Genomic DNA, 19,929 nt, shown 5'->3' with positions numbered 1-19,929 from the left:
GACGGCCCCTGATCGGCGGGATTGTCGCCGGCGGTCAGTGGGCCTCGACCGGCGTCGCGGGCGCCGGGGCGGCCGCAGGCGCGGGTTCGGCCTGAGCCATTTCCGAGGCGGCCGAGGCGTCTGCGGCGGCCTTGGCGTCGGCGGCGGTCTGTTCGACGCTCTGGTCGACGGCGGCCTGGTCGGCGATGCCCGAGGCCTCGACCGCTTCGGTGGAGGCGTCCGGGGCCTTCTCTTCGGCCTTGTTGCAGGCGGCCAGCGACAGGGCGGCGGCCGAGGCGGCGATCAGGGCGATGATACGCATTGGGGAAATCCTTCGTTCGAGCGGACGACAGCGTCCCGAACGCCGAGATACCGACGGCGCCGCGGCGGCTGCAAGTGAATTTGGCGCAAGCTATCCGGCTTGATCGGCAGGCAACGAAAAAGGGTCGCCCGTGAGGACGACCCTTTCCGAACGGACCCGGAGGCCCGCTTCGTCTCAGATATTACTGAGCCGGGGCAGCCGGAGCTTCGGCAGCCGGAGCAGCCGGGGTTTCGGCCGGAGCCATCGCGGCGCCTTCGGCCGGAGCCATCGCGGCGCCTTCGGCCGGAGCAGCGGCTTCCGTGGCGGCGGCGTCGGTCGCGGCGGTGTCGGCGGCCGGGGTTTCAGCGGCCTTGTCGGCGGGTTGGCAGGCGGCCAGGGCCAGAGCAGCGGCCGAAGCGGCGATCAGAGCGGTGATGCGCATGGTTTTTCTTCCTTCAGAAGGGTCAACGAGGTCATGAATCCTCGCAGGTCCGAGATAACGGCTTCGTGAGCGGATAAGCAAGCGAATTCTCACGGGTTCGTGAACTGCTGTGACGCGCACGAAAAAAGGGGCCGCCGAAGCGACCCCTTTCCAGTCTCTCGAACCGTTCTTACTGCGCCGGCGGGGTCGTGCCGGACGAACCGGTCGTGCCGCCGGTCGTGCCGCCCATGGTGCCACCGGTCGTGCCGCCTTCCGGCGGCAGGGTCGGCGGGGTCTGGCCGGTCATCGAGCCGTCCGTTCCGGTGGTCCCGGTCGTGCCGGTCGTTCCGCTCGTGCCCATGGTTCCGTCCGACGGAGCCATGGCGCCTTCGGTAGCGGGGGCGGTGGCCGAGGCGTCGGCGCCGGTGGCGGCGGCGTCTTCAGCGGCCTTGTCTTCCGACGACGAGCAGGCGGCGAGGGCGAGGGCGCCGACGGCGGCCGCGGTGATGATCATCAGCTTCATGCGTATTCCTCCGAGCGATCGTCCGGGCGAAACAGCCGCCCGCTCCCACGATCGGTCGTGCGGTTAACTGGCGACTCGCGCCGCTGTTCCCGAACCCGTGATCGTCGGTGAGACGCTGTGATAGTGCTGTGATTTGGAGCGTCAGGCCTCGGTCGGGGCGCCCTGAAGCGACTCTTCCATTTCAAGGAAGGACGGCTGGGCCGACGACGGAATATCGCCGCGGCCGATCTCCACAGAGATCTGCGCCGCATTGCCGTGCAAGTGGGCGACCAGCACCGACTGGATGATCTTGTAGAAGGCTGACTCCTCGTCGACGATTGACTTCAGACGCGCGGCGATGGGCCCGACGAGTCCGTAGGCGAGGAACACGCCGAGGAAGGTGCCGACCAGGGCCCCGCCGATCATGCCGCCGAGGATTTCCGGCGGCTCGGTGATCGAGCCCATTGTCTTGATGACGCCCAGCACGGCGGCGACGATGCCGAGCGCGGGCAGGGCGTCGGCGAGGTTCTGCAGCGCATGCGGCGCGCCCAGATGCTCGTGGTGATGCTTTTCAAGCTGCTTTTCCATGGCGTCCTCGATCTGGTGCGGATCCTCGAGGTTCATGGTCATCATGCGCAGGGTGTCGCAGATGAAGTCGGTGGCGAAGTGGTCCTTCAGCACCTTGGGGTATTTCTGGAAGATGGTGCTCTCGGCCGGCTTTTCGATGTGGCTCTCCAGGGCGATAACGCCCTTGGACTTCATCGTCTTGGTCAGCTGGAACAGCAGCGAGAGCAGGTCCTTGTAGTCCTGCTTCTTCCACTTGGGACCGGCGAAGGCCTTGCCCAGCCCGCCAAGCGTCGACTTGATCACGCTGACGCTGTTGGAAATCAGGAAGGCCGCGATGCCGGCGCCGCCGATGGCCATCATCTCATGCGGCAGGGCGTGCAGGATCACCTCGAACTTGCCGCCCGAGATGATGTAGCTGCCGAACACGAGGCCGAACAGCAGCACGATGCCGATAATCTGGAACATGGAAGGCGGTCGGTCCTGCGCGAGAGACGCCGACCATCGCCGTTAATCATTAAGGGGCGGTTGCGAACCTGACCCTAGAGGCGGGTCTCGCCACTCAGGATGGCTTCCCGCGCCACTTCCGAGAGTTTGGTGTAGCCGCTCTTGCCGCCGCGAACGTAGATCGCGCCGTCGACCTTGTCCGGATCGAAGCCGTCGGCGACCAGATCCATCTTGCGGTATTTGAACGTGCCCGTCGTGTCGGCGGACTTGATGATGCGGATGAAGGCCGGGCGGGCGTAGACCGGCAGTTCCTGATCGACCCAGTCGGCGAAGGCACGGGCGCCGAACTTGCCGTCCACGACCAGTGCGACCATGCCGGCCTTGCCCTCATGGCCCGGCACAGGAACACCATAGGCGATCACTTCCTTGACGCCCGGCCCGTCAGCCAGCCGCTGCTCGACCTCGGCGGTGGAGACGTTCTCGCCCTTCCAGCGGAAGGTGTCCCCGATCCGGTCGATGAAATAGACGTAGCCCTCGCCGTCCTGCTTCATCAGGTCGCCGGTGCGGAACCAGCGGTCGCCGCGCACGAAGACGTCGCGCAGAATCTTGCGCTCCGAGGCGGCCTTGTCGGCATAGCCGGTGAAGGCGTGGCGGATGTCGTCACCGATCCGGCCGATGGCCTCGCCGACCTCGCCCGCCCGCGCCGGCTGGCACAGACCGTCCGCGCCGCGCACCGGCTCTTCGGTGTCGATGTCGAAGCGGACGAGGCGGAAATTGATCTGCTTCTTGAGGAAGCTGGGCGCCCGTCCGATCGCCCCGGCCTTGCCGTCGAAGTTGAACAGCGAGACGTTGCCCTCGGTCGATCCGTAGAACTCCAGGATGTCGGGAACGCCGAAGCGCTTCTGGAAGTCGGTCCAGACGTCGGGCCGAAGGCCATTGCCGAACGCCAGCCGCAGCTTGTGGGCGCGTTCGTCCGGGCTCTCCGGGCAGTTGACGAGATAACGGCACAGCTCGCCGATATAGACGAACAGGGTCGCGCCCGAGGCTTTCACGTCCGGCCAGAAGCTGGAGGCCGAGAAGCGTTTGCGCAGGATCAGCCGTCCGCCGTTCAGCAGGGCGGGGCCGATGCCGACCAGACCGCCGGTCGAATGGTACAGCGGCAGGACGTTGAAGGTGACGTCCTTGTCGGTCGCCGCCGTCGCGCCGGCGAAGGCGCGCATATAGGTCCGCGCCCGCGCGTGGGTAATCTTGGCCGCCTTGGGCATGCCGGTGGTGCCCGAGGTGTAGATATAGAGCGCAGTGTCGCGGTTGGTCAGGCCGGAACGCACCGATCGGGCCGGGCGCACAGAGGATCCGCCGCGCACCGGCTTGTCGAGGCCGCGCCGCTCGTCGGCCTCGTCCGCATCGGCGAGACCCAGCACCCAGAGCATCAGGTTGCGTCCGGCAAGGGGCCGCGCCTCCTCCACCTTGCGCCAGGACTCGACGTCGGTGATCACCTGCGAGGCGTTCGAGATCGACAGGCAGTGCGCCAGCGCATGGCCGGTCAGATTGGTGTTGATCAGGGCGGTGGCGACGCCGACCTTCGAGAACCCCATCCACGCCGCGATGTATTCCGCCCGGTTGAGCATCACCAGGGCGATGGTGTCGCCACGCTTCAGCCGTCGGCTCTGGGCCCAGTGGCCGAACCGGTTGGCCATGGCGTCGAGCTCGCGATAGGTCAGGGTGACCCGATCGTCCTGGATGGCGACGTGGTCGGCGAATTTGTCGACGGCCTCCTCCCAGTCGTCACAGACCAGATCCGGGCTGTCGAGTTCGATCGGCTTGATGCGTTTGAGCAGGCGGCGCAGGCCCTTCGCGAACCGCATGTCGCGCCGGATGTTCGCCACCAACCCCATAGTCCCATCCACTCCGTTGGAAGACGCCGCTCCAGACGGTGATGAACAAGGCGGGACGCCCGGTCAACCGGCGGGGGAATCCTGAGAGGCTTTGAGCGTCCCTGAACGCCGGTTTGCTGCGGTGCGTGGCGCCGAAGCGGCGGTTCCGTAGCGTCATCTTCTCCAGGTCGGGCAAGCGGGCAAGCCCGAGGCATAGGTCCGGAAAAGTATACAAAAGACACAAAGCTGAACCGTGACGGGCGAAACTGTGTCGGTAACAGTATTTCTTCGTGGCCCCTGATCAACTCGCGGAACCGTGGTCTCGTGGAAGGGTTCGAGCTTCACTGATTTGGAGGAATGACCATGACTGTGACCTATCCCCACGATCGACCGCAGCCCACGAACACTCTTGCCGACGGCGCTCACGAAGAGCCGTTCGTCCCCGTCTACGCCCGGACGCGTAGCGCCCGCGGCGCCCGCAAGGGCGGGGTGAAAACCTGGATGATCCTCGCGCCCCTCGGCGTGCTGGTGCTGGGCGGCGCGGCCGCGGCCCTGATGATGGGGGGTGACGATGAAGTCGCTACGGCGCCGCTGGCCGAACCGGCCGCGACCGCGCCGGTGCTCCCGGCCCAGCAGCCGCTAGCCGCGACCTCTGAAATCGCGCCCGCCACGCCTGCCGCCGTCGTCGAGGCCACGCCGGCGCCAACCCCCGCTCCGGCGGCGCGTCGGGCCCAGCCCGCACCGGCCCGCAGGGCGGCCCCGGCTCCGGCGGCCCGCGCCACCGCCCCCGCCGCGACGCCGCGCGTGACGGCTCCCGCTCCGGCCGCCGGTCCGCAGCCCTATACCGGCAGCCTGAACACCGCGCCGACGCCGGCTCCGGCGACCACGGCCCCGGCCACGCCCGCTCCCGCGGCGGCCCCGGTCATCGTGATCCAGCCGACCAGCTAAGGCCCGGCCTTCTGAAGTTGAATGGCCCCGGCGGAGCGATCCGCCGGGGCTTTTTCTATGGCGCTGACGGAGAGACCCGCCAGATGACGTTGCCGACGTCATCCGCGACCAGCAGCGCTCCGCGCGCGTCGAACTGAACGCCGACCGGGCGGCCCATCGCCTGATCCTGTTCGTTGATGAAGCCGGTGAGAAGGTCTTCGGGCGGACCGGCCGGAGCCCCGTTGGCGAACGGCACGAAGATCACGCGATAGCCGTTGCGCGGCTTCCGGTTCCATGACCCGTGCTGGCCCACGAAGGCGCCGCCGCGATAGCGCGCCGGGAACATGGCGCCTTCGCCGAAGGTCAGGCCCAGAGAGGCGGTGTGGGCGCCGAGGGCGTAGTCCGGCTTCAGGGCGCTGGCGACCCTGCCGGGATTGGCCGGCTCGACCCGCTCGTCGACGATCTGACCATAGTAGCTCCACGGCCAACCGTAGAAGCCGCCGGGGGTCACGGACGTCATATAATCCGGCACCAGATCGTGGCCGAGTTCGTCCCGCTCGTTGACGGAAACCCACAGTCGGCCGCTGTCCGGCTGCCACGCCAGACCGACCGGATTGCGCAGGCCGGAGGCGAACACCCGCCGCGCGCCTGTGGCGGGGTCGATCTCGAGGATGGCGGCGCGGTCGACCTCCTCCTCCAGCCCGTTCTCGCCGACGTTCGAATTCGACCCCACGCCGACATACAGCCGGGACCCGTCCCGGCTGGCGACAAGGCTCTTGGTCCAGTGATGGTTGCGGGCGGCGGGAAGCTCCGCGATGCGGCGCGGCGCGGCTGTGATCTGCGTCTGGCCCGGCTGATAGGGGAAGGCGACCACCGCATCGGCGTTGGCCACGTAAAGGGTGTCGCCGATCAGGGCCATGCCGAAGGGCGACATCAGGTTCTGCAGGAAGGCCGTCTTCGTTTCCGCGACCCCGTCGCCGTCAGCGTCGCGCAGGAGGGTGATGCGGTTCGGGCTCGGGACCTGCGCCCCCGCCTTCTTCATGAACAGCCTCTGGAAGAATCCGCGGGCGCCGCCCTTCATGCCCTCCGGCTTGGGCGGCGCATTAGTCTCCGCGACGAGGGTGTCGCCGTTCGGCAGCCGGTAAAGCCAGCGCGGGTGATCCAGTCCCGAAGCGAAGGCCTGAACGCGGAAGCCCGGCGCCGGCGTGGGCATGCGTCCCTCCGGCCACCCCACCGCCTCGGCTACATTGACGACCGGGAGCAGCGACCGGTGTGGCGCGGGCAATGTCGGATCCGGTCCGAAGCCACGAGCGGGATCCAGCGCCGCCCCGCCGTCGCAGGCGGAGACGCTAAGGAGCAGGGCGGCGGATACGACGGGGACAAGGCGAGACATGACGACCTCCAGGGCGAATGCGCCCGGATCAGAACGCGGGGAACTCAAGCCGGCTCACATCATACCCCAACGCCTGCGCGCGAGCGACGAGCGCTTCGCGCTGCCGGTCGTTCGGCACCTCACGGGTGAAAATCCACAGCTTGTCAAAGGTTGGGTCCGCCGAGATGTACCAGCTGTAGTCCTCGGCATGGTCGAGGATCCAGTAGTCCCAGGTGACCAGCCCGCTCAGGTATCGGACCCTCAGCTTGGCATTGAAACCCGGGTCCAGGATGTCCGCCCGCGCGCTCAGCGCCTTCTCCGGACCCTGCGGCGTGCCGGACTGGCAGGTGTCGCGGACGTTCACGCGCGTTGGGCCCGCCACCGCATAGTTGGTCGCACCGGCGACGCAGCCGTCGGTGATCTTGAGTGGTAGACGGGCAATCTCCAGCCAGCGGCCGGTGTAGAACCGGTCCATGTCGACGGCGCGCGCCGGGGCCGGTGCGCGGTATTCGCTCGGGCTGGGCGCGGTGACGCAGGCCGCGAGGCCCAAACCGGCGGCGACAATCAAGGCGCCCGTGAATTTCCGCATGATCAGCTCCCGCTTGAAACAACCGATACGTCGGCGGGACGGTGTCGGATGGATCAGGGCAGGGGCGTCAGTTCACGCGGCGGCCGGATGCGCCGGAAGCGGGCCTCGATAAAGGAGAAGGAGCCGAAGGCGACGAAGCCGAGGGCGGTAGCGACCAGCATCCACGGACCGGACGGCTGCCGCTCCACGGCGTCGAGGGCCGCGCCGAAACTGGTCACTTCCGAAGCCTTGGCGTGGAAGCCCGCGATCACCACCAGCACGGCCAAGGGAAGGTAGGCCAAGCCTCGGGCGACGTGCCCGATGCGCGCCAGCGGCGCCACGCGCCGGCAAAGCCGCGCCGAGCATGCGAGGTATTCGGTGAAGTCCTCCCGCACCGCCTTGACGATATTGCTGACGCCGATCGCGAAGATCGCCAGCCCGCCGCAGATCAGCAGCCACCTCCCGAACGGCAGGTCCAGCACGGTCGAGGCCATGTCCCGGCTGCGGGCCACGCCGTCGGCCGCGTCGTCGGGAGGCCCCGCCAGCAGCCCGAAGGCGGCGACGGCAAGGGCGGCGTAGCTGAAGGCGCTGAACAGCTGGCTCATCCGCGTACCGAGCCCGTTCCACGACCGGCCTTCGTGGTCGGCGTCGAACACCGACTGCAACAGGCGCCACATGACGAGGGCCGCGAGGCCGAGCCCGAGCAGCAGGGCCCACAGCCGTCCGAGCGGCCGCGAGGCCATCCACGCCAGCGCACCCTTGGTCCCGACCGAGTCGCCGATCACGTCCATCGCCGCCAGCAGGACCAGCACCCCGACGGACAGATAGACGAATCCGCGCGCGCCATAGCCGATGCGCGCCGCCCATTCGATCAGCTCCTTGAGGGGCGGAACACGGCGCAGGATCGACGAGCGTTTGCGGCCGAGGTCGCCCAGACGGGCGAGGCGGGTACGGGCTGAGGCGAGGGGGTTCGGCACGGCGACCTAACCCGCAGGATGAAATATGGCTCCGCTATCTCCGGCCACGCTCTTGAGGTGCGGTAGGCGGACGCATATCTGCTGGCCGCTCAGGGAGGGCGCGAATGCAGCCGGTCATCTCTATCGAAGGTCTGACCAAGACCTACAAGTCTGGCCTTCAGGCCCTCAAGCCCATCGACCTCACCATCCGCAAGGGCGAGATTTTCGCCCTGCTGGGTCCAAACGGGGCGGGCAAGACGACCCTGATCTCGGTGGTGTGCGGCATCGTCACGCCGACGACGGGCACAATCGTCGCGGACGGTCACGACATCCAGACCGAATACCGTCAGGCGCGCAGCAAGATCGGCCTGGTGCCGCAGGAGCTGACAACTGACGCCTTTGAAACCGTCCTGGCGACGGTGACCTTCAGCCGAGGCCTATTCGGCAAGGCGCCCGATCCGAAGCACATCGAAAGCGTCCTTCGCGAGCTGTCGCTGTGGGAGAAGCGCAACGACAAGATCATGACCCTGTCCGGCGGCATGAAGCGCCGGGTGATGATCGCGAAGGCGCTGAGCCACGAACCCGACATCCTGTTCCTCGACGAGCCCACCGCCGGCGTCGACGTCGAGCTGCGCCGCGACATGTGGAACCTCGTCCGGCGACTGCGCGAGCAGGGCGTCACCATCATCCTGACGACCCACTACATCGAGGAGGCCGAGGAGATGGCCGACCGGGTGGGCGTGATCCTCAAGGGCGAGCTGATCCTCGTCGAGGAGAAGACGGCCCTGATGAAGAAGCTGGGCAAGAAGACCCTGACCCTGAACCTTCAGGACCCGCTCCAAACCGTTCCCCCCGAGCTGGCGGAGTGGAACGTCACATTGAAGAACGAGGGCCACGAGCTGGAATATGTCTTCGACTCCAATCTGGAGAAGACCGGCGTCCCGTCCCTGCTGCGCAAGCTCAGCGATCTGGGGATCGCCTTCAAGGACCTGAACACCAGCCAGAGCTCGCTGGAGGACATCTTCGTCAGCCTCGTCCACCGCGACACGGGAGCGGCCGCATGAACAGCCAGTCTTCAAGGGTTCCGGCTTTCAACGGCTACGGCGTCTGGGCCATCTACAAGTTCGAGATGGCGCGGGCCCTGCGCACCATCTGGCAGAGCGTCGTCACCCCGGTGATCACCACGGCCCTGTATTTCGTCGTCTTCGGCTCCGCCATCGGCAGCCGCATGACCGAGATCGACGGCGTGCCCTACGGCGCCTTTATCGTGCCGGGCCTGATCATGCTCAGCCTGTTTACCCAGTCGATCTTCAACGCCAGCTTCGGCATCTACTTCCCGAAATTCACCGGCACCATCTACGAGCTGCTGTCGGCGCCCGTCTCTCCGCTGGAGATCGTCATCGCCTACGTCGGGGCGGCGGCGACCAAGTCGGCGGCGCTCGGCCTGATCATCCTCGCCACGGCGGCCTTCTTCGTGCCGCTGCAGGTGCTGCATCCGATCGAGATGCTGGCCTTCCTGATCCTGATCTCGACGACGTTCAGCCTGTTCGGCTTCATCATCGGCATCTGGGCCAACGGGTTCGAGCAGCTGCAGATGATCCCCATGCTGGTGGTCACGCCGCTGACCTTCCTTGGTGGGTCGTTCTACTCGATCGACATGCTGCCGCCCGCCTGGCGGACGGTGACCCTGTTCAATCCGGTGGTCTATCTGATCTCCGGCTTCCGCTGGACCTTCTACGGCAGCGGGGATGTCGGCATCGGCGTCAGTCTGGCGGCGACGTTCGGCTTCCTGCTGATCTGCCTGCTGATCGTCGGCTGGATGTTCCGGACCGGCTACCGGCTCAAGAATTAGGGGAAGCCCGGCGTCACGAAACGGGCCAGATCGGTGCGCACCTTTGTGCGGTCTTCGCGTTTATGAAGCGCGCCCTGTCCGGCGCGGGAGCATCCATGTCCACTGACGACAAACAGCCCCTCAACGGTTTGCCGACCCCGTTCCGGCGTCCGATCACATGGGGGCGTCCGCCGGAGACGGTGTTCCGGGCCGGCCCGCTGCCGAAGGGCGAGCGGCTGCCGCCGTTGCCCGAGCCGCCGAAGCCGTCGTCGCCCCGTCCCGCGCGCGCCTCGGGAAGCATCCTCGGCGGCTCGTTGATCCCCCAGGCGCCCCGGCCCGCTTCGCCCGCGTCGCTGCCCGAACGCGCTCCGCAACCCCAGCCCGCTGCGACGGCCGCGCGTCCGCTGACCTCCGGGCCCGATCTGACGGTCCGTCCCCTGCCGGCGCCGGAGCCTTCCGTGGAACCCGCAGCTCCAGCGCCCGCCCGCTCGCCGGAGGTGGCCGAGGCTCCGCGCCCGGTTCGTGCCGCCCCGGATCCGGCTCCTACGGTCAGTCCGGTCCTCGCTGCGACCTCCGCTCGCGGCACGGCAAACCGCACGCCGCTGTACGCCGGGGCCGCCGTCGCCGCGGTGGCGGTGGTTGCTGTCGGCGCATGGATGCTGACCCGCTCCCCGGCCGTGGCGCCCGCTCCGGAAGCCGCGCCCTCCTCGTCTGTCGCTGCTGTTCAGCCTGAAGCTGCTCCCCTCGCCGCTGCGCCTGTCGAGGCCGAGGCGGTCGAAGCGACAGACGCTGCGCCTCAGCCGGCCTCCACCGCGCCGGCTCCGGCCGCCCGTGCGCCCGTGACGCCGCAGCGTCCCGCCGCGACGGCCCCGGCCACGACGTCCCCGGCTCGCCCCGCTCCGGCTCCGGCAGCGTCCCAGCCGGCGCAGACGCCGCCCGCCACGACCACGGCCCCGCCGCCAGTGATCGAGATTGTGCCCGCGCAGCCCGCCGGTCCGCCTCCGACCACGGCGGAGCGGCCCCCGGCCGATCCGGACGCCCCGATAGCGACCCGGCCCCAGCCGCTCGACAACGACTGAGGTCGCCGTCGGGTCAGGCGCTCCTGATCGTCAGATAGCCGCGCTCGACCATCCGGCGCAGACCTTCGTAGGCCTCGGCCAACTCTTCGTAGGCCGTGCGGGCCGAGGTCAGCCGGGCGATCTGGTCGGGCGTCGAGGGCGCGCCGGATTCGCTCTGGCGCAGCGCCTCCGAGACCCATTTGGCCCGCGCCGTCGCCGTCTGCACCGCCAGGCGCTGGAACACGGCGGCGTCCATCGGCGGCAGCATGGCCGCGATGACCTCCCGATTGGCGACGAAGGCCGAATAGTCGATCTGCTCAAGCAGACCGCGCAGCCGCCGCTGTTCCTGCGGATCGGCGTCCTGCGGTTCGAAATGGTCGCGCTGGCGACGGTAGGTGGTCGTCTGGATGGTCGACATCGGCCGCTCCGGAGATAGACGGGGCGAGGGTGCGCCGCGCCGATTAACGAGGCGTTGCGGTTTGGGGCTTGCAGGCGCGCGCGCGCCCGGCTGAACTCACCCCTCGTGGTTGAGCCTCGAGGCCGGCCGTTTGCATAGAGCCCGTTGATGTTGCTGGTCCTCTGGTCCCACCCCTACTCCGCCTACGGTCAGAAGGCCTCTGTCGCCCTGTACGAACTCGGGCTTCCGTTCGAGCAGAAGCTGGTGGACGCGAGGGATCAGGCCCTGATGGCCGACTTCCGGGCGATCTCGCCCTTCGCCAAGATGCCGGCCCTGGTCGACGCCGGAGCGGGCAGGACGATCTATGAATCCAGCATCGTCATCGAATACCTCGACCGGCTCGCGGGCGGCGGGCAGTTGATCCCCGCCGATCCCGACGCGGCGCTGGAGGCCCGCTGGATCGACCGGGTCGTGGACAGCTACGTCGGCTGGCCGATGAACCGGATCATCTCGGGCAAATTCCGGCCCGAGGGACAGCATGACGCCTATGGGAGCGAACAGGACGCGCAACAGATCGCGACGGCTTGGGACACGCTCGAGGACCGGCTGGGCGACGGGCGGACCTGGGGCGCGGGTGAGAGCTTCACCCTCGCCGACTGCGCGGCCGCGCCGATCCTGACCTATGCCCGCCGGCTGGTCCCGTTCGGCGACCGGCCGCTGTTGAAGGCGTGGCACGGCCGGTTGATGGCGCGGCCTTCGTTCCGCCGTGCGCTTGAGGACGCGGCGCCGTTCGGCGACCTGATGCCGGCTCCGCCCGCCGTCGACTAGGCGGCGTCAGCCGTTGGCGGTGGCTATGGCCCGAGAGCCGCCGGGGGCCTGCGCCACCGCGAGCAGCTTGAGGCGGAAGACCAGCACGCTGTTGGCGGGGATCTCGCCAGTCGCGGCCTCACCGTAGCCGAGCTCCGGCGGAATATAGACCAGCCACTCGTCGCCGACGGTCATGTGCTGGAGCGCCTCGCGCATGCCCGGGATGATCGAGCCGGAGATGCCTTCCTCGAGGGTGAAGACGGCGGGCTGCCCACGCTGGAACGAGCTGTCAAACACGGTCCCGTCAGTCAGGGCGCCTTCGTAATCGACGCTGACCAGATCGTTGCCGTCCGGGCTCTCTCCCCCGGGCGGGCCCGCGGTGGTGACCTTGTACTGAACCCCGGAGGGCAGGGTCTGAACCCCGTCGGCCTTGCCGTTCGAGGCCATGAAGAAGCCGGCGGCGCGCAGGTTGTCGGCGGCGGCCTGATCGGGTGTCGCGGGAGCGCCCCGGCCGCACGCGGCCAATGTGGCCGCCATGGCCATTACGGCCGCCGTTCTAGCCCATCCGTAGCGCATAGCCTGCCTCTTCCAGTCCGTGTCTGATCTCGTCGGCGTGCGCCTCGCCGCGGGTTTCGACCATGATGTCGAACTCCGCGCCCTTGGCGGGCACGTCCAGCGCCAGCCGGTTGTGCACCACGTCGATGATGTTGCCGCCCAAGCCGCCGATCACCGCGCTCATCTTGGACAGCATGCCTGGCCGGTCGTCGCCGAGAATGCGGTACACGACCAGCCGCTTCTCGCGGACCAGTTCGCGGTTCAGGACCACGGCCAGCATGCGCGAATCGATGTTGCCGCCGCACAGCACGAGACCGACCTTCAGGCCGCGGAATCTTTCAGGAGCCGCCAGAAGGGCCGCGAGCCCGCCCGCGCCCGCGCCCTCGGCCACGGTCTTCTCGAGCGTCGCATAGAAGGCGACCGCCTTCTCGAAATCCGCTTCCTCGCAGACGATCACGTCCTCGACGAGCGGATCGGCCAGAGCGAAGGGGATGTCGCCCACGGCCTTGATGGCGATGCCCTCGGCGATTGTCTGACCGCCGCATCTGGCGACCTCGCCCCGCCGACGCGCGGCGAACGAGGGATACATGGCCGCCTCGACCCCGAAGATCCGGATGTCCGGCTTCATCGCCTTCGCCGCGATCGCGGAACCGGCGATCAGGCCGCCGCCGCCGATCGGGATGATCAGGGCGTCGAGATCCGGCGCGTCCTCCAGGAACTCGAGGCCGCAGACGCCCTGGCCCGTGACGATGCCCTCGTCATCGAAGGCGGAGACGAAGACGAAGCCTTCCTCGTCGCGCAGGCGGTGCGCCTCTTCGGTCGAGCCGGAAAAATCGAGACCCTTGATGACTACCGTGGCGCCGTGCGCCCGGGTGCCGTCCGCCTTCACGAAGGGGGTGCCCTCGGGCATGACGATGGTCACGGGGATGCCCAGCCGGCCGCCGTGGTAGGCCAGCGCCTGCGCGTGATTGCCGGCCGAGGCCGCCACGACGCCGCGGCGCCGCTCGTCGGCCGACAACTGCAGCAGCCGGTTCAGCGCCCCGCGCTCCTTGAAGCTGCCGGTGAAATGCAGGTTGTCGAACTTGATCCAGACCTCGGCGCCCGTCAGCTGCGACAGCTTGCGGGAGTAGCGCACGGGCGTGCGGTCGACCTGACCCGCGATCCGGTCCCGCGCCGCCAGAATGTCGTCAAACGTGACTGTCATGGAGGCTCCCTATGCCCGGTCTGCGCCGGGTTGATGCGCGCTTTTGGACCAGCGTCCCGAGGCCCGCAACCTTGACCTTGCCGCGGCGTTCAGCGTCTCATCCCGGATGTTCGACCCGCACCCGAGACGGAGAGAGCCCATGGCCGGCCAGACGACCCCCCGCACGTTCCTCACACCGCTGATCGCCATCGCCGTGATCGGCGCCGCGCTGGCGGGTTGTGAGACCGTGCCCATGGGCGGCGGCTTCGCTCCCGGCCCCGCGTCGGGCGACTTCCGCGCCGATGATTTCGACTGGTCGACCCGGTCGGGCAGCGCCTCCATCGATGGCCGAATCGACTATCGCCGGGGAGTGCAGACGTTCGACTGCACCGGCTCTGTCGGCCTGACGCCGGACACGCCCTACACCCGCAACCGCATCCGCACCCTGTACGGCTCGACTGACCGGGCGGCTGTGCCCGAAGCCATCGTCCGGGCGCGCACCGTGGCGGACCCGAGCGCCGACTACCGTGGCTATGTCCGCTCCGGCACCTGCGAGAACGGCCGCTTCAGCTTCTCTGGCCTGCCGGACGGCGGCTGGTTCATCATCGCTCCGGTCAGCGCGGGGGGCGACGACCGCGTTGTCCTGATGCGCCACGTGGACACCCGCAGCGGGCGTATCTCCGTCACTCTGTAAGGCGTTTCGTCAGTCAGTCTTTTCAGGCCGCGTAACGGGCCGCTCTGGAGGATTAACCATGCGTCGTCCGTTGCTGATCAGTCTGATCGTCGCCGCCGGCTGCGCCCTCGCGGTCGCGGGCCCTGCGGCGGCGCAGTCCTGGGGCCATAACAGCGGCTACGGTCACGAGCGGGGCGGCTCCAACTGGGCTCCCTCGGCATTCGACTGGCGCAGCCAGCTTGATCGCCCGGGCGACTACCGCTGCGACGCCTTTTGGGACGCCAACCGCACCGATTGCGGCGCACGTTGGCGGGACCAGCGCCGCAGGGTCAGCCCGCAGGCGCGGCGGGACTACCGCGCCCTGGCCGGTTATCGAGACAACTACGGCTATGGCCACTCGTATGGCTACGGCTCCGGCTACGAGGGGCGGTATTCGACCCGGCGACGGGGATATGGCCGCGGCTACGGTTACGGCGATTACGGCTACGGGGAATCAGGCAACGCCTACCACGGCGCCTATGGTCGACCTGACCTCGTTTATCCCGGGGGCGGTTATGGCGGCTACAGCCGGCAGTCATACGGCGGCGCCCGCGACCCCGGCCGCATCGACTGGTGCCGCGCCACCTACCGCTCCTACGATCCGGCCAGTGGATATTATCGCGCCTACAGTGGCCGGTTGATCTTCTGCGGCTGAGGCCGAACGCGGTTCATCCGATCACGGAATGGTGGGTGACCCCTGTTCGCCATTGTTTCGCCTCGCCCGCACCGCTTCGCTGTCCCTGACCCGCAAGGGGCGGTGGATCAGGGAGCGCGTTCATGTCCCAGCACAACATTTCCGGTTCGGAAGTCTTCGGACCGAAGCCTGGCGTCATGCTGCGATCAGTCAAGACCAGCGGCCTGCGCCGCCAGCGCGCCGCGCGCACCTGGCTGGCGTTCGCCGCCGGCGCGGTCGTGGCGGTCGCGGGTGGAGCGGTGGCCCTGGCCGCCATCTTCGGTCCGACCCTGTTCGGCTAAAGACGTCTCAGGGCGTCAGGCGAGCCAGACCATCCGGCGAGTGTGCGTCTCACCGGCCCTGGCCTTGCTGAAGCCGCGCCGGACCTCGCCCGTATAGAGGAAGCCCGCCTTCTCCAGCACCCGGCCTGACGCCGGGTTGTCGGCGAAGTGGCCGGCGACCAGCGCCCGACGCTTCCAGCGCTTCGACGCCCAGACCAGCGCGCCTTGCAGCGCCTCGGTCGCATAGCCGCGCCCCCAGAAGGGCCGGGCGATCCAGTAGCCGACCTCCGGCGCGGGGTCGCTGTCCTCGAACAGACCGATCACACCGACCGCGCCGTGGTCCTCGTGCTCGATCAGGAAGGTCGCGGCGCGCGAGGGATCCTGCCCGGCCACCGCCAGCACAAAGGCCTCGGCGTCATCGACGGAGTAGGGATACGGCATGCGCAGGGTCATCCGCGCGATGTCGGGATCGTTGGCCAGCGTCGCCAGACGGCTGACGTCCTGCGGAGCCGGCGCGCGCAGGGACAGGCGCCGCGTCTCGACGACAGGGGAGGGTTCGATCACGCACATGGGACGGCCTCGGTCTTCGCGCCGCCTCCTTGGAGGGCTCGGACGGCTTCGAGGCGGGGAACGAAAACGGGGAGCCTGGTGATCCAGACTCCCCGCGGAAATATTTCCCTTGGTCCGGATCGCGGCTCTTGAGCCTTGCGCGATCCGGGAGGTGTTCCGTTCGCGCTATTCGGCGGCCATGGCCGGCATGGTGTCATTGGCCGGAAGAATCGACACGTAGCATCGGCCGCCACGCTTGGTGGTGAATTTGACCGAGCCGGTGGCGGTGGCGAACAGGGTGTGGTCGCGGCCGAGGCCGACGTTCTCACCCGGGTGGAAGGTGGTGCCGCGCTGACGCACGAGGATGTTGCCGGCCAGCACGCGCTCGCCGCCGAACTTCTTCACGCCGAGGCGCTTCGACTCGGAGTCGCGACCGTTACGCGACGAACCACCGGATTTCTTGTGAGCCATGGGTTTGCTCCTACTCTCGTATCGTTCTTACGCTTCGTCAGACGAGGCGGCGGTTTCAGTCTTGGGCGCGGCCTTTTTGGCCGGAGCCTTCTTGGCGGCGGGCTTTTCAGCGACGGCTTCGGCCTTCGGAGCCGCGGCCTTCTTCGCCGGCTTGGCCGGAGCTTCGGTCGCCTCGACGCGCGGGGCCAGGCCACGGGCGCGGGCGTTCATTTCGGCCTTGGTCATCAGCGAGGTTTCGCCGTCCCACTTGGCGTTCTCGCCGGCACCTTCGATGCCGGTGATGCGCAGGACCGATTCCATCTGGCGGTGGCCGTTGGTGCGGCGGTAGCCCTGACGACGGATCTTCTTGAAGATCTTGATCTTCTCGCCCTTGCGGGTTTCGACCAGCGTCGCGGCGACGGTCGCGCCGGCGATCGTCGGGGCGCCGAGGGTGATGCCGTTGTCGCCGCCCAGCATCAGCACGTCGCCGAACGACACGTTGGAGCCGGCGTCGCCGTCGAGCTTCTCGACCACGATCACGTCGCCCGGTTGAACCCGGTACTGCTTGCCGCCGGTCTTGATCACCGCGTACATGTTGAAGCCTCAGCGAAACGCAAAAAGAATAAGCCCGACGGGGGTCCCCCTCGGGCGAAGAGCGGCGACATATACGGAAGGGGGTCGCCGAGTCAACGCGAAACCCGGCCGTTCGGGCTTTTCAGGGCTTGCACGCAGTCACCGGCTCGACCCTCCAGAGGACATACGGCGGTGTTCGCGCCTCGCGAGTCATCGATTGCACCGGCCTCCGCGCGGCGGTAAGAAGTTGATAACGACGTTTTCTCAGGCGCGAGCCCCTGTGGCCGCTGTCTCTGCATCGAAAGAGGGGCCGCCATGAGCATTCACTCGAGCCTCCGCGCCGGCAAGCCGGATACGTTTCTCTTCGTGCCTGTCGTGGGCGACAGCGGCGACAACACCCTGCCCGGAACGGCCGGCGACGACACGATCGATGGACTCGACGGCGACGACACCCTGAGCGGCGGCGGCGGCGTCGATGTCATGGATGGCGGCCTCGGCAGCGACACCGCGGACTATACGACGGCGGCGGCCGGCGTCGTGGTCCGCCTGTTCGCCGGGCAGACGACGGTGGACGGGGACGGGGGAACCGACACCCTGATCTCCATCGAGAACGTGACGGGATCGGCGTTCAACGACACCCTGCTGGGCACGGTCGGAAACAATGTGCTGTCGGGTGGCGCCGGCCAGGACTTCCTGATCGGCCTCGGCGGCGACGACATTCTGATCGGCGGATCCGTCCTCGCCAACCAGCTCCAGGGCGGCATCGGCGACGACGACTACTACGTCAGCGCCAACGATACCCTGGTCGAATTCGCGGGCGAGGGACACGACCGGATCTTCACGACCCAGGCGCGCCTTGTCATGGCCGCCAACATCGAAGACCTGACCTATACCGGCTCGGGCGCGTTCACCGGCATCGGCAACGCCGAGGACAACGCCATCACCGGCAACATCGGCGCCGATGTGCTGTCGGGTCGTGAGGGCGCCGACAGCCTCGACGGCGGCGACGGGATCGATACGGTCGATTACCGGCTGGCGGGGTCGGGCGTGGTGCTCAGCCTGGCGGACGGCGAGGCCTCGGACGACGGCGATGGATCGACGGATATTCTCGCCAACTTCGAGAACGTCACGGGCTCCGTCTGGGACGACGATCTGACCGGCGACGCCGGCGTCAATGTCCTCGACGGCGGCGACGGCTACGACCGGCTGGTCGGTGGCGGTGGAGCGGACATCCTGCGCGGCGGCGCCGACTACGACATGGTCGACTACAGCGGCGCGGCGGGCGGCGTCTTCATCAAGCTCAATACCGGGCAGGCGGTGAACGATGGCGACGGCTCCTCGGATCAGCTGATCAGCATCGAGGACGTCACCGGAAGCGCCTTCAACGACATCATCATCGGCGGCTCGATCGACAACTATCTGTATGGCGGCGCCGGCAGCGACGTCCTGATTGGCCTCGACGGCGACGATCTGCTGGAGGGCGGCAACGGCGCGGCCAACCAGTTGCAGGGCGGGCTCGGCGACGACCGCTACTACGTCGAAGCCAACGACACGCTCGTCGAGTTCGCCAACGAGGGTCACGACAGCGTCTTGACCACGCGGAACAGCTACACCCTGCGGGCCAATTTCGAGGACCTGGCCTTTGACGGGGTCGGCAATTTCGTGGGCACGGGCAATGACGAAGACAACGCCATCGTGGGCGGCGACGGTGACGACTTCCTGACCGGCCTGAAGGGCGACGACATCCTTGTGGGCGCCAGCGGCTGCGGCTGCGGCGGCGGAGGCAACGACACCGCCGTGATGTCCGGCGTCCTCGCAGACTACGAGATCGAGGATCTCGGCGGCGGGGCGTGGGGCATCACCGATCTGGTCGCCGACCGGGACGGGTCCGACCTCCTGCTCGACATCGACCAGCTCCGTTTCTCGGACGGCTCCACCTATGCCCTGGTTTCGGTCGATCCGGCCCCGGTCCTTTCCGACAAGACGCTGGATATCGCGCAGGTCCTGCCCGGACTGATCGACGACGATTTCCTGTCGTTCAAGGACGTGGACGGGCCGCTGGTGCTGCCCGGCGACGACGGGCAGATGGCGTCTTCGGTGCTGCTCGACGCCGAGCTCATCGAAGCCTTCCCCACCCACATGCTCACCCTCTCTCCCGAGGGCGGCTACGTGGGCGGCACGGACGATATCGGGCGCTTGCACGACCACGACGGCTGGCTGTTCTGATCCAACCCGTCGCGAACGGCGCCTATCGACCGTTATAAAGTAACAGGCTACAGAGGAGCGATGTCGCCGTCCGCTCCTGACCAAACCGTCCTGATCTCCCTGCTGGGTGTCGGCTTCGCGACGGCTTTCCTGCATGCGGCCCTGCCAACCCACTGGCTGCCCTTCGTTCTCGTGGGACGGGCCCAGCGCTGGAGCCGCGGCCGGATTCTCACCGCCGTTGTCGTGGCCGGTCTGGCGCACATCGCCTCGACCGCGCTGGCCGGGGGCCTGATCGTGCTGGCGGGATTGGCTCTCGACCAGTGGGTCTCGGGCCTGCTGCCCTATCTGTCGGCGACCCTGCTGTTCGTGTTCGGCGCCTTCTATCTGGTGCGGGCGGCGGTGCGGCGGCCGCAGGTCGCTGGCGGTCCGCAACTGGACGCCGCCGAGCCACGCGCGTCCCACGCCGCGGCCTTCCTTGGCCTCGTGGCGATGATGGCCATCTCGCCCGGCGAGGTTCTCCTGCCCTTCTATCTCAACCAGGCGGAGGCCGGGATCGGCGTTCTGTCCGGTCTGACCATGGCTTTCGCTGTCGGGACCATCCTCGGCATGGCGGTCTTCACCCTGCTGGCCCGGGCGGGCTGGTCGGTGCTCCGGCTGGAGCGATGGGCCCGCTACGAGGGCGCGGTGCTGGGGCTGGCCCTGATCGCGATCGGGCTTCTCGTCGTCGTCTATCAGCCCTAAAGC

24 protein-coding genes are annotated in these 19,929 nt (G+C 68.1%); 10 read left to right on the top strand and 14 right to left on the bottom strand.

Features of this window, described 5'->3' with window-relative positions:
- Positions 1-34: 34 nt before the first annotated feature.
- The 5 genes from GGQ87_RS02995 to GGQ87_RS02975 form a co-directional block, all read right to left on the bottom strand.
- Complete coding sequence (locus tag GGQ87_RS02995; RefSeq protein ID WP_168045224.1) at positions 35-301, bottom strand: hypothetical protein; 267 nt, start codon at positions 299-301, stop codon at positions 35-37.
- A gap of 181 nt (positions 302-482) precedes the next feature.
- A complete protein-coding gene (locus GGQ87_RS02990) occupies positions 483-722 on the bottom strand; it encodes a hypothetical protein (RefSeq protein ID WP_168045223.1) in 240 nt (79 codons plus the stop codon).
- Positions 723-891: 169 nt separating this feature from the next.
- Entirely contained in the window at positions 892-1,224 is a 333-nt protein-coding gene (locus GGQ87_RS02985) for a hypothetical protein (RefSeq protein ID WP_168045222.1), read from the bottom strand.
- 141 nt (positions 1,225-1,365) lie between these two features.
- Complete coding sequence (motA, locus tag GGQ87_RS02980) at positions 1,366-2,235, bottom strand: flagellar motor stator protein MotA (protein WP_168045221.1); 870 nt, start codon at positions 2,233-2,235, stop codon at positions 1,366-1,368.
- Positions 2,236-2,309: 74 nt separating this feature from the next.
- Positions 2,310-4,109, bottom strand: a complete 1,800-nt coding sequence (locus tag GGQ87_RS02975; RefSeq protein WP_168045220.1) for a long-chain-acyl-CoA synthetase — start codon at positions 4,107-4,109, stop codon at positions 2,310-2,312.
- 342 nt (positions 4,110-4,451) lie between these two features.
- Here GGQ87_RS02975 and GGQ87_RS02970 point away from each other — a divergent pair, with 342 nt between their 5' ends.
- Positions 4,452-5,036, top strand: coding sequence for a hypothetical protein (locus GGQ87_RS02970; protein WP_168045219.1), 585 nt, complete (start codon positions 4,452-4,454; stop codon positions 5,034-5,036).
- 55 nt (positions 5,037-5,091) lie between these two features.
- On the opposite strand, the gene GGQ87_RS02965 is transcribed toward GGQ87_RS02970, so the two are convergent.
- Genes GGQ87_RS02965 through GGQ87_RS02955 form a run of 3 tightly spaced genes read right to left on the bottom strand, consistent with a single transcriptional unit; the run spans position 5,092 to position 7,932 of the window.
- Positions 5,092-6,408 carry a PQQ-dependent sugar dehydrogenase gene (locus GGQ87_RS02965; protein WP_168045218.1) on the bottom strand — a complete coding sequence of 439 codons (1,317 nt, stop codon included), beginning with the start codon at positions 6,406-6,408 and terminating at the stop codon, positions 5,092-5,094.
- 28 nt (positions 6,409-6,436) lie between these two features.
- Positions 6,437-6,976, bottom strand: a complete 540-nt coding sequence (locus tag GGQ87_RS02960; RefSeq protein WP_168045217.1) for a lipocalin family protein — start codon at positions 6,974-6,976, stop codon at positions 6,437-6,439.
- Positions 6,977-7,029: 53 nt separating this feature from the next.
- Positions 7,030-7,932: a DUF1206 domain-containing protein gene (locus tag GGQ87_RS02955; RefSeq protein WP_168045216.1), complete on the bottom strand. Its 903-nt coding sequence runs from the start codon at positions 7,930-7,932 to the stop codon at positions 7,030-7,032.
- 104 nt (positions 7,933-8,036) lie between these two features.
- Here GGQ87_RS02955 and GGQ87_RS02950 point away from each other — a divergent pair, with 104 nt between their 5' ends.
- The 3 genes from GGQ87_RS02950 to GGQ87_RS02940 all read left to right on the top strand — a co-directional run bounded on the left by GGQ87_RS02950 (position 8,037) and on the right by GGQ87_RS02940 (position 10,821).
- Positions 8,037-8,975, top strand: a complete 939-nt coding sequence (locus tag GGQ87_RS02950; RefSeq protein ID WP_168045215.1) for an ABC transporter ATP-binding protein — start codon at positions 8,037-8,039, stop codon at positions 8,973-8,975.
- Positions 8,972-9,763 (top strand): ABC transporter permease, encoded by a 792-nt coding sequence (locus GGQ87_RS02945; protein ID WP_168045214.1) that lies wholly within the window; start codon positions 8,972-8,974, stop codon positions 9,761-9,763. The genes GGQ87_RS02950 and GGQ87_RS02945 overlap by 4 nt, the downstream gene beginning before the upstream one ends.
- Before the next feature lie 95 nt (positions 9,764-9,858).
- Positions 9,859-10,821 (top strand): hypothetical protein, encoded by a 963-nt coding sequence (locus GGQ87_RS02940; protein WP_168045213.1) that lies wholly within the window; start codon positions 9,859-9,861, stop codon positions 10,819-10,821.
- Between the two features lie 13 nt (positions 10,822-10,834).
- Here the strand turns inward: GGQ87_RS02940 and GGQ87_RS02935 are convergent, their stop codons facing one another.
- On the bottom strand, positions 10,835-11,218 hold the full coding sequence (locus GGQ87_RS02935; RefSeq protein WP_168045212.1) for a hypothetical protein: 384 nt from the start codon (positions 11,216-11,218) through the stop codon (positions 10,835-10,837).
- A gap of 147 nt (positions 11,219-11,365) precedes the next feature.
- On the opposite strand from GGQ87_RS02935, the gene GGQ87_RS02930 reads away from it, so the two are divergent.
- Complete coding sequence (locus GGQ87_RS02930) at positions 11,366-12,025, top strand: glutathione S-transferase family protein (RefSeq protein WP_168045211.1); 660 nt, start codon at positions 11,366-11,368, stop codon at positions 12,023-12,025.
- Between the two features lie 6 nt (positions 12,026-12,031).
- Here the strand turns inward: GGQ87_RS02930 and GGQ87_RS02925 are convergent, their stop codons facing one another.
- Both GGQ87_RS02925 and GGQ87_RS02920 read right to left on the bottom strand, forming a co-directional pair.
- Complete coding sequence (locus GGQ87_RS02925) at positions 12,032-12,580, bottom strand: FKBP-type peptidyl-prolyl cis-trans isomerase (protein ID WP_168045210.1); 549 nt, start codon at positions 12,578-12,580, stop codon at positions 12,032-12,034.
- On the bottom strand, positions 12,561-13,763 hold the full coding sequence (locus tag GGQ87_RS02920; RefSeq protein WP_168045209.1) for a threonine ammonia-lyase: 1,203 nt from the start codon (positions 13,761-13,763) through the stop codon (positions 12,561-12,563). Before GGQ87_RS02920 ends, GGQ87_RS02925 begins: the two co-directional genes overlap by 20 nt.
- A 139-nt stretch (positions 13,764-13,902) precedes the next feature.
- Here GGQ87_RS02920 and GGQ87_RS02915 point away from each other — a divergent pair, with 139 nt between their 5' ends.
- The 3 genes from GGQ87_RS02915 (at position 13,903) to GGQ87_RS02905 (ending at position 15,429) form a co-directional block, all read left to right on the top strand.
- Positions 13,903-14,436: a hypothetical protein gene (locus GGQ87_RS02915; RefSeq protein ID WP_168045208.1), complete on the top strand. Its 534-nt coding sequence runs from the start codon at positions 13,903-13,905 to the stop codon at positions 14,434-14,436.
- Between the two features lie 58 nt (positions 14,437-14,494).
- Positions 14,495-15,109: a BA14K family protein gene (locus GGQ87_RS02910; RefSeq protein ID WP_168045207.1), complete on the top strand. Its 615-nt coding sequence runs from the start codon at positions 14,495-14,497 to the stop codon at positions 15,107-15,109.
- Between the two features lie 122 nt (positions 15,110-15,231).
- The gene (locus tag GGQ87_RS02905) at positions 15,232-15,429 is read left to right on the top strand and encodes a hypothetical protein (protein WP_168045206.1); all 198 of its coding nucleotides are present in this window, start codon (positions 15,232-15,234) and stop codon (positions 15,427-15,429) included.
- A 15-nt stretch (positions 15,430-15,444) separates the two neighbouring features.
- On the opposite strand, the gene GGQ87_RS02900 is transcribed toward GGQ87_RS02905, so the two are convergent.
- The 3 genes from GGQ87_RS02900 to rplU form a co-directional block, all read right to left on the bottom strand.
- Positions 15,445-15,978, bottom strand: a complete 534-nt coding sequence (locus GGQ87_RS02900; RefSeq protein WP_168045205.1) for a GNAT family N-acetyltransferase — start codon at positions 15,976-15,978, stop codon at positions 15,445-15,447.
- Positions 15,979-16,143: 165 nt separating this feature from the next.
- Positions 16,144-16,428, bottom strand: a complete 285-nt coding sequence (gene rpmA, locus GGQ87_RS02895; protein ID WP_168045204.1) for a 50S ribosomal protein L27 — start codon at positions 16,426-16,428, stop codon at positions 16,144-16,146.
- Positions 16,429-16,455: 27 nt separating this feature from the next.
- Positions 16,456-17,001, bottom strand: coding sequence for a 50S ribosomal protein L21 (gene rplU, locus GGQ87_RS02890; protein WP_168045203.1), 546 nt, complete (start codon positions 16,999-17,001; stop codon positions 16,456-16,458).
- Positions 17,002-17,295: 294 nt separating this feature from the next.
- Between rplU and GGQ87_RS02885 the strand changes: the two genes are divergently transcribed.
- Together GGQ87_RS02885 and GGQ87_RS02880 are read left to right on the top strand one after the other, a co-directional pair.
- Entirely contained in the window at positions 17,296-19,206 is a 1,911-nt protein-coding gene (locus GGQ87_RS02885; protein WP_168045202.1) for a calcium-binding protein, read from the top strand.
- Positions 19,207-19,266: 60 nt separating this feature from the next.
- Positions 19,267-19,926: a hypothetical protein gene (locus tag GGQ87_RS02880; RefSeq protein WP_168045201.1), complete on the top strand. Its 660-nt coding sequence runs from the start codon at positions 19,267-19,269 to the stop codon at positions 19,924-19,926.
- Positions 19,927-19,929 lie beyond the last annotated feature (3 nt).

The sequence above is a fragment of the Brevundimonas alba genome, from assembly GCF_011927945.1.
Classification (GTDB): domain Bacteria; phylum Pseudomonadota; class Alphaproteobacteria; order Caulobacterales; family Caulobacteraceae; genus Brevundimonas; species Brevundimonas alba.
This window is presented reverse-complemented; position numbering and strand designations above follow the sequence as displayed.

Coding starts and splice junctions, on each gene's coding strand:
- GGQ87_RS02995 (WP_168045224.1), bottom strand. CDS start 301: ATGCGTATCATCGCCCTGATCGCCGCCTCGGCCGCCGCCCTGTCGCTG.
- GGQ87_RS02990 (WP_168045223.1), bottom strand. CDS start 722: ATGCGCATCACCGCTCTGATCGCCGCTTCGGCCGCTGCTCTGGCCCTG.
- GGQ87_RS02985 (WP_168045222.1), bottom strand. CDS start 1,224: ATGAAGCTGATGATCATCACCGCGGCCGCCGTCGGCGCCCTCGCCCTC.
- motA (WP_168045221.1), bottom strand. CDS start 2,235: ATGTTCCAGATTATCGGCATCGTGCTGCTGTTCGGCCTCGTGTTCGGC.
- GGQ87_RS02975 (WP_168045220.1), bottom strand. CDS start 4,109: ATGGGGTTGGTGGCGAACATCCGGCGCGACATGCGGTTCGCGAAGGGC.
- GGQ87_RS02970 (WP_168045219.1), top strand. CDS start 4,452: ATGACTGTGACCTATCCCCACGATCGACCGCAGCCCACGAACACTCTT.
- GGQ87_RS02965 (WP_168045218.1), bottom strand. CDS start 6,408: ATGTCTCGCCTTGTCCCCGTCGTATCCGCCGCCCTGCTCCTTAGCGTC.
- GGQ87_RS02960 (WP_168045217.1), bottom strand. CDS start 6,976: ATGCGGAAATTCACGGGCGCCTTGATTGTCGCCGCCGGTTTGGGCCTC.
- GGQ87_RS02950 (WP_168045215.1), top strand. CDS start 8,037: ATGCAGCCGGTCATCTCTATCGAAGGTCTGACCAAGACCTACAAGTCT.
- GGQ87_RS02945 (WP_168045214.1), top strand. CDS start 8,972: ATGAACAGCCAGTCTTCAAGGGTTCCGGCTTTCAACGGCTACGGCGTC.
- GGQ87_RS02940 (WP_168045213.1), top strand. CDS start 9,859: ATGTCCACTGACGACAAACAGCCCCTCAACGGTTTGCCGACCCCGTTC.
- GGQ87_RS02935 (WP_168045212.1), bottom strand. CDS start 11,218: ATGTCGACCATCCAGACGACCACCTACCGTCGCCAGCGCGACCATTTC.
- GGQ87_RS02930 (WP_168045211.1), top strand. CDS start 11,366: ATGTTGCTGGTCCTCTGGTCCCACCCCTACTCCGCCTACGGTCAGAAG.
- GGQ87_RS02925 (WP_168045210.1), bottom strand. CDS start 12,580: ATGCGCTACGGATGGGCTAGAACGGCGGCCGTAATGGCCATGGCGGCC.
- GGQ87_RS02920 (WP_168045209.1), bottom strand. CDS start 13,763: ATGACAGTCACGTTTGACGACATTCTGGCGGCGCGGGACCGGATCGCG.
- GGQ87_RS02915 (WP_168045208.1), top strand. CDS start 13,903: ATGGCCGGCCAGACGACCCCCCGCACGTTCCTCACACCGCTGATCGCC.
- GGQ87_RS02910 (WP_168045207.1), top strand. CDS start 14,495: ATGCGTCGTCCGTTGCTGATCAGTCTGATCGTCGCCGCCGGCTGCGCC.
- GGQ87_RS02905 (WP_168045206.1), top strand. CDS start 15,232: ATGTCCCAGCACAACATTTCCGGTTCGGAAGTCTTCGGACCGAAGCCT.
- GGQ87_RS02900 (WP_168045205.1), bottom strand. CDS start 15,978: ATGTGCGTGATCGAACCCTCCCCTGTCGTCGAGACGCGGCGCCTGTCC.
- rpmA (WP_168045204.1), bottom strand. CDS start 16,428: ATGGCTCACAAGAAATCCGGTGGTTCGTCGCGTAACGGTCGCGACTCC.
- rplU (WP_168045203.1), bottom strand. CDS start 17,001: ATGTACGCGGTGATCAAGACCGGCGGCAAGCAGTACCGGGTTCAACCG.
- GGQ87_RS02885 (WP_168045202.1), top strand. CDS start 17,296: ATGAGCATTCACTCGAGCCTCCGCGCCGGCAAGCCGGATACGTTTCTC.
- GGQ87_RS02880 (WP_168045201.1), top strand. CDS start 19,267: ATGTCGCCGTCCGCTCCTGACCAAACCGTCCTGATCTCCCTGCTGGGT.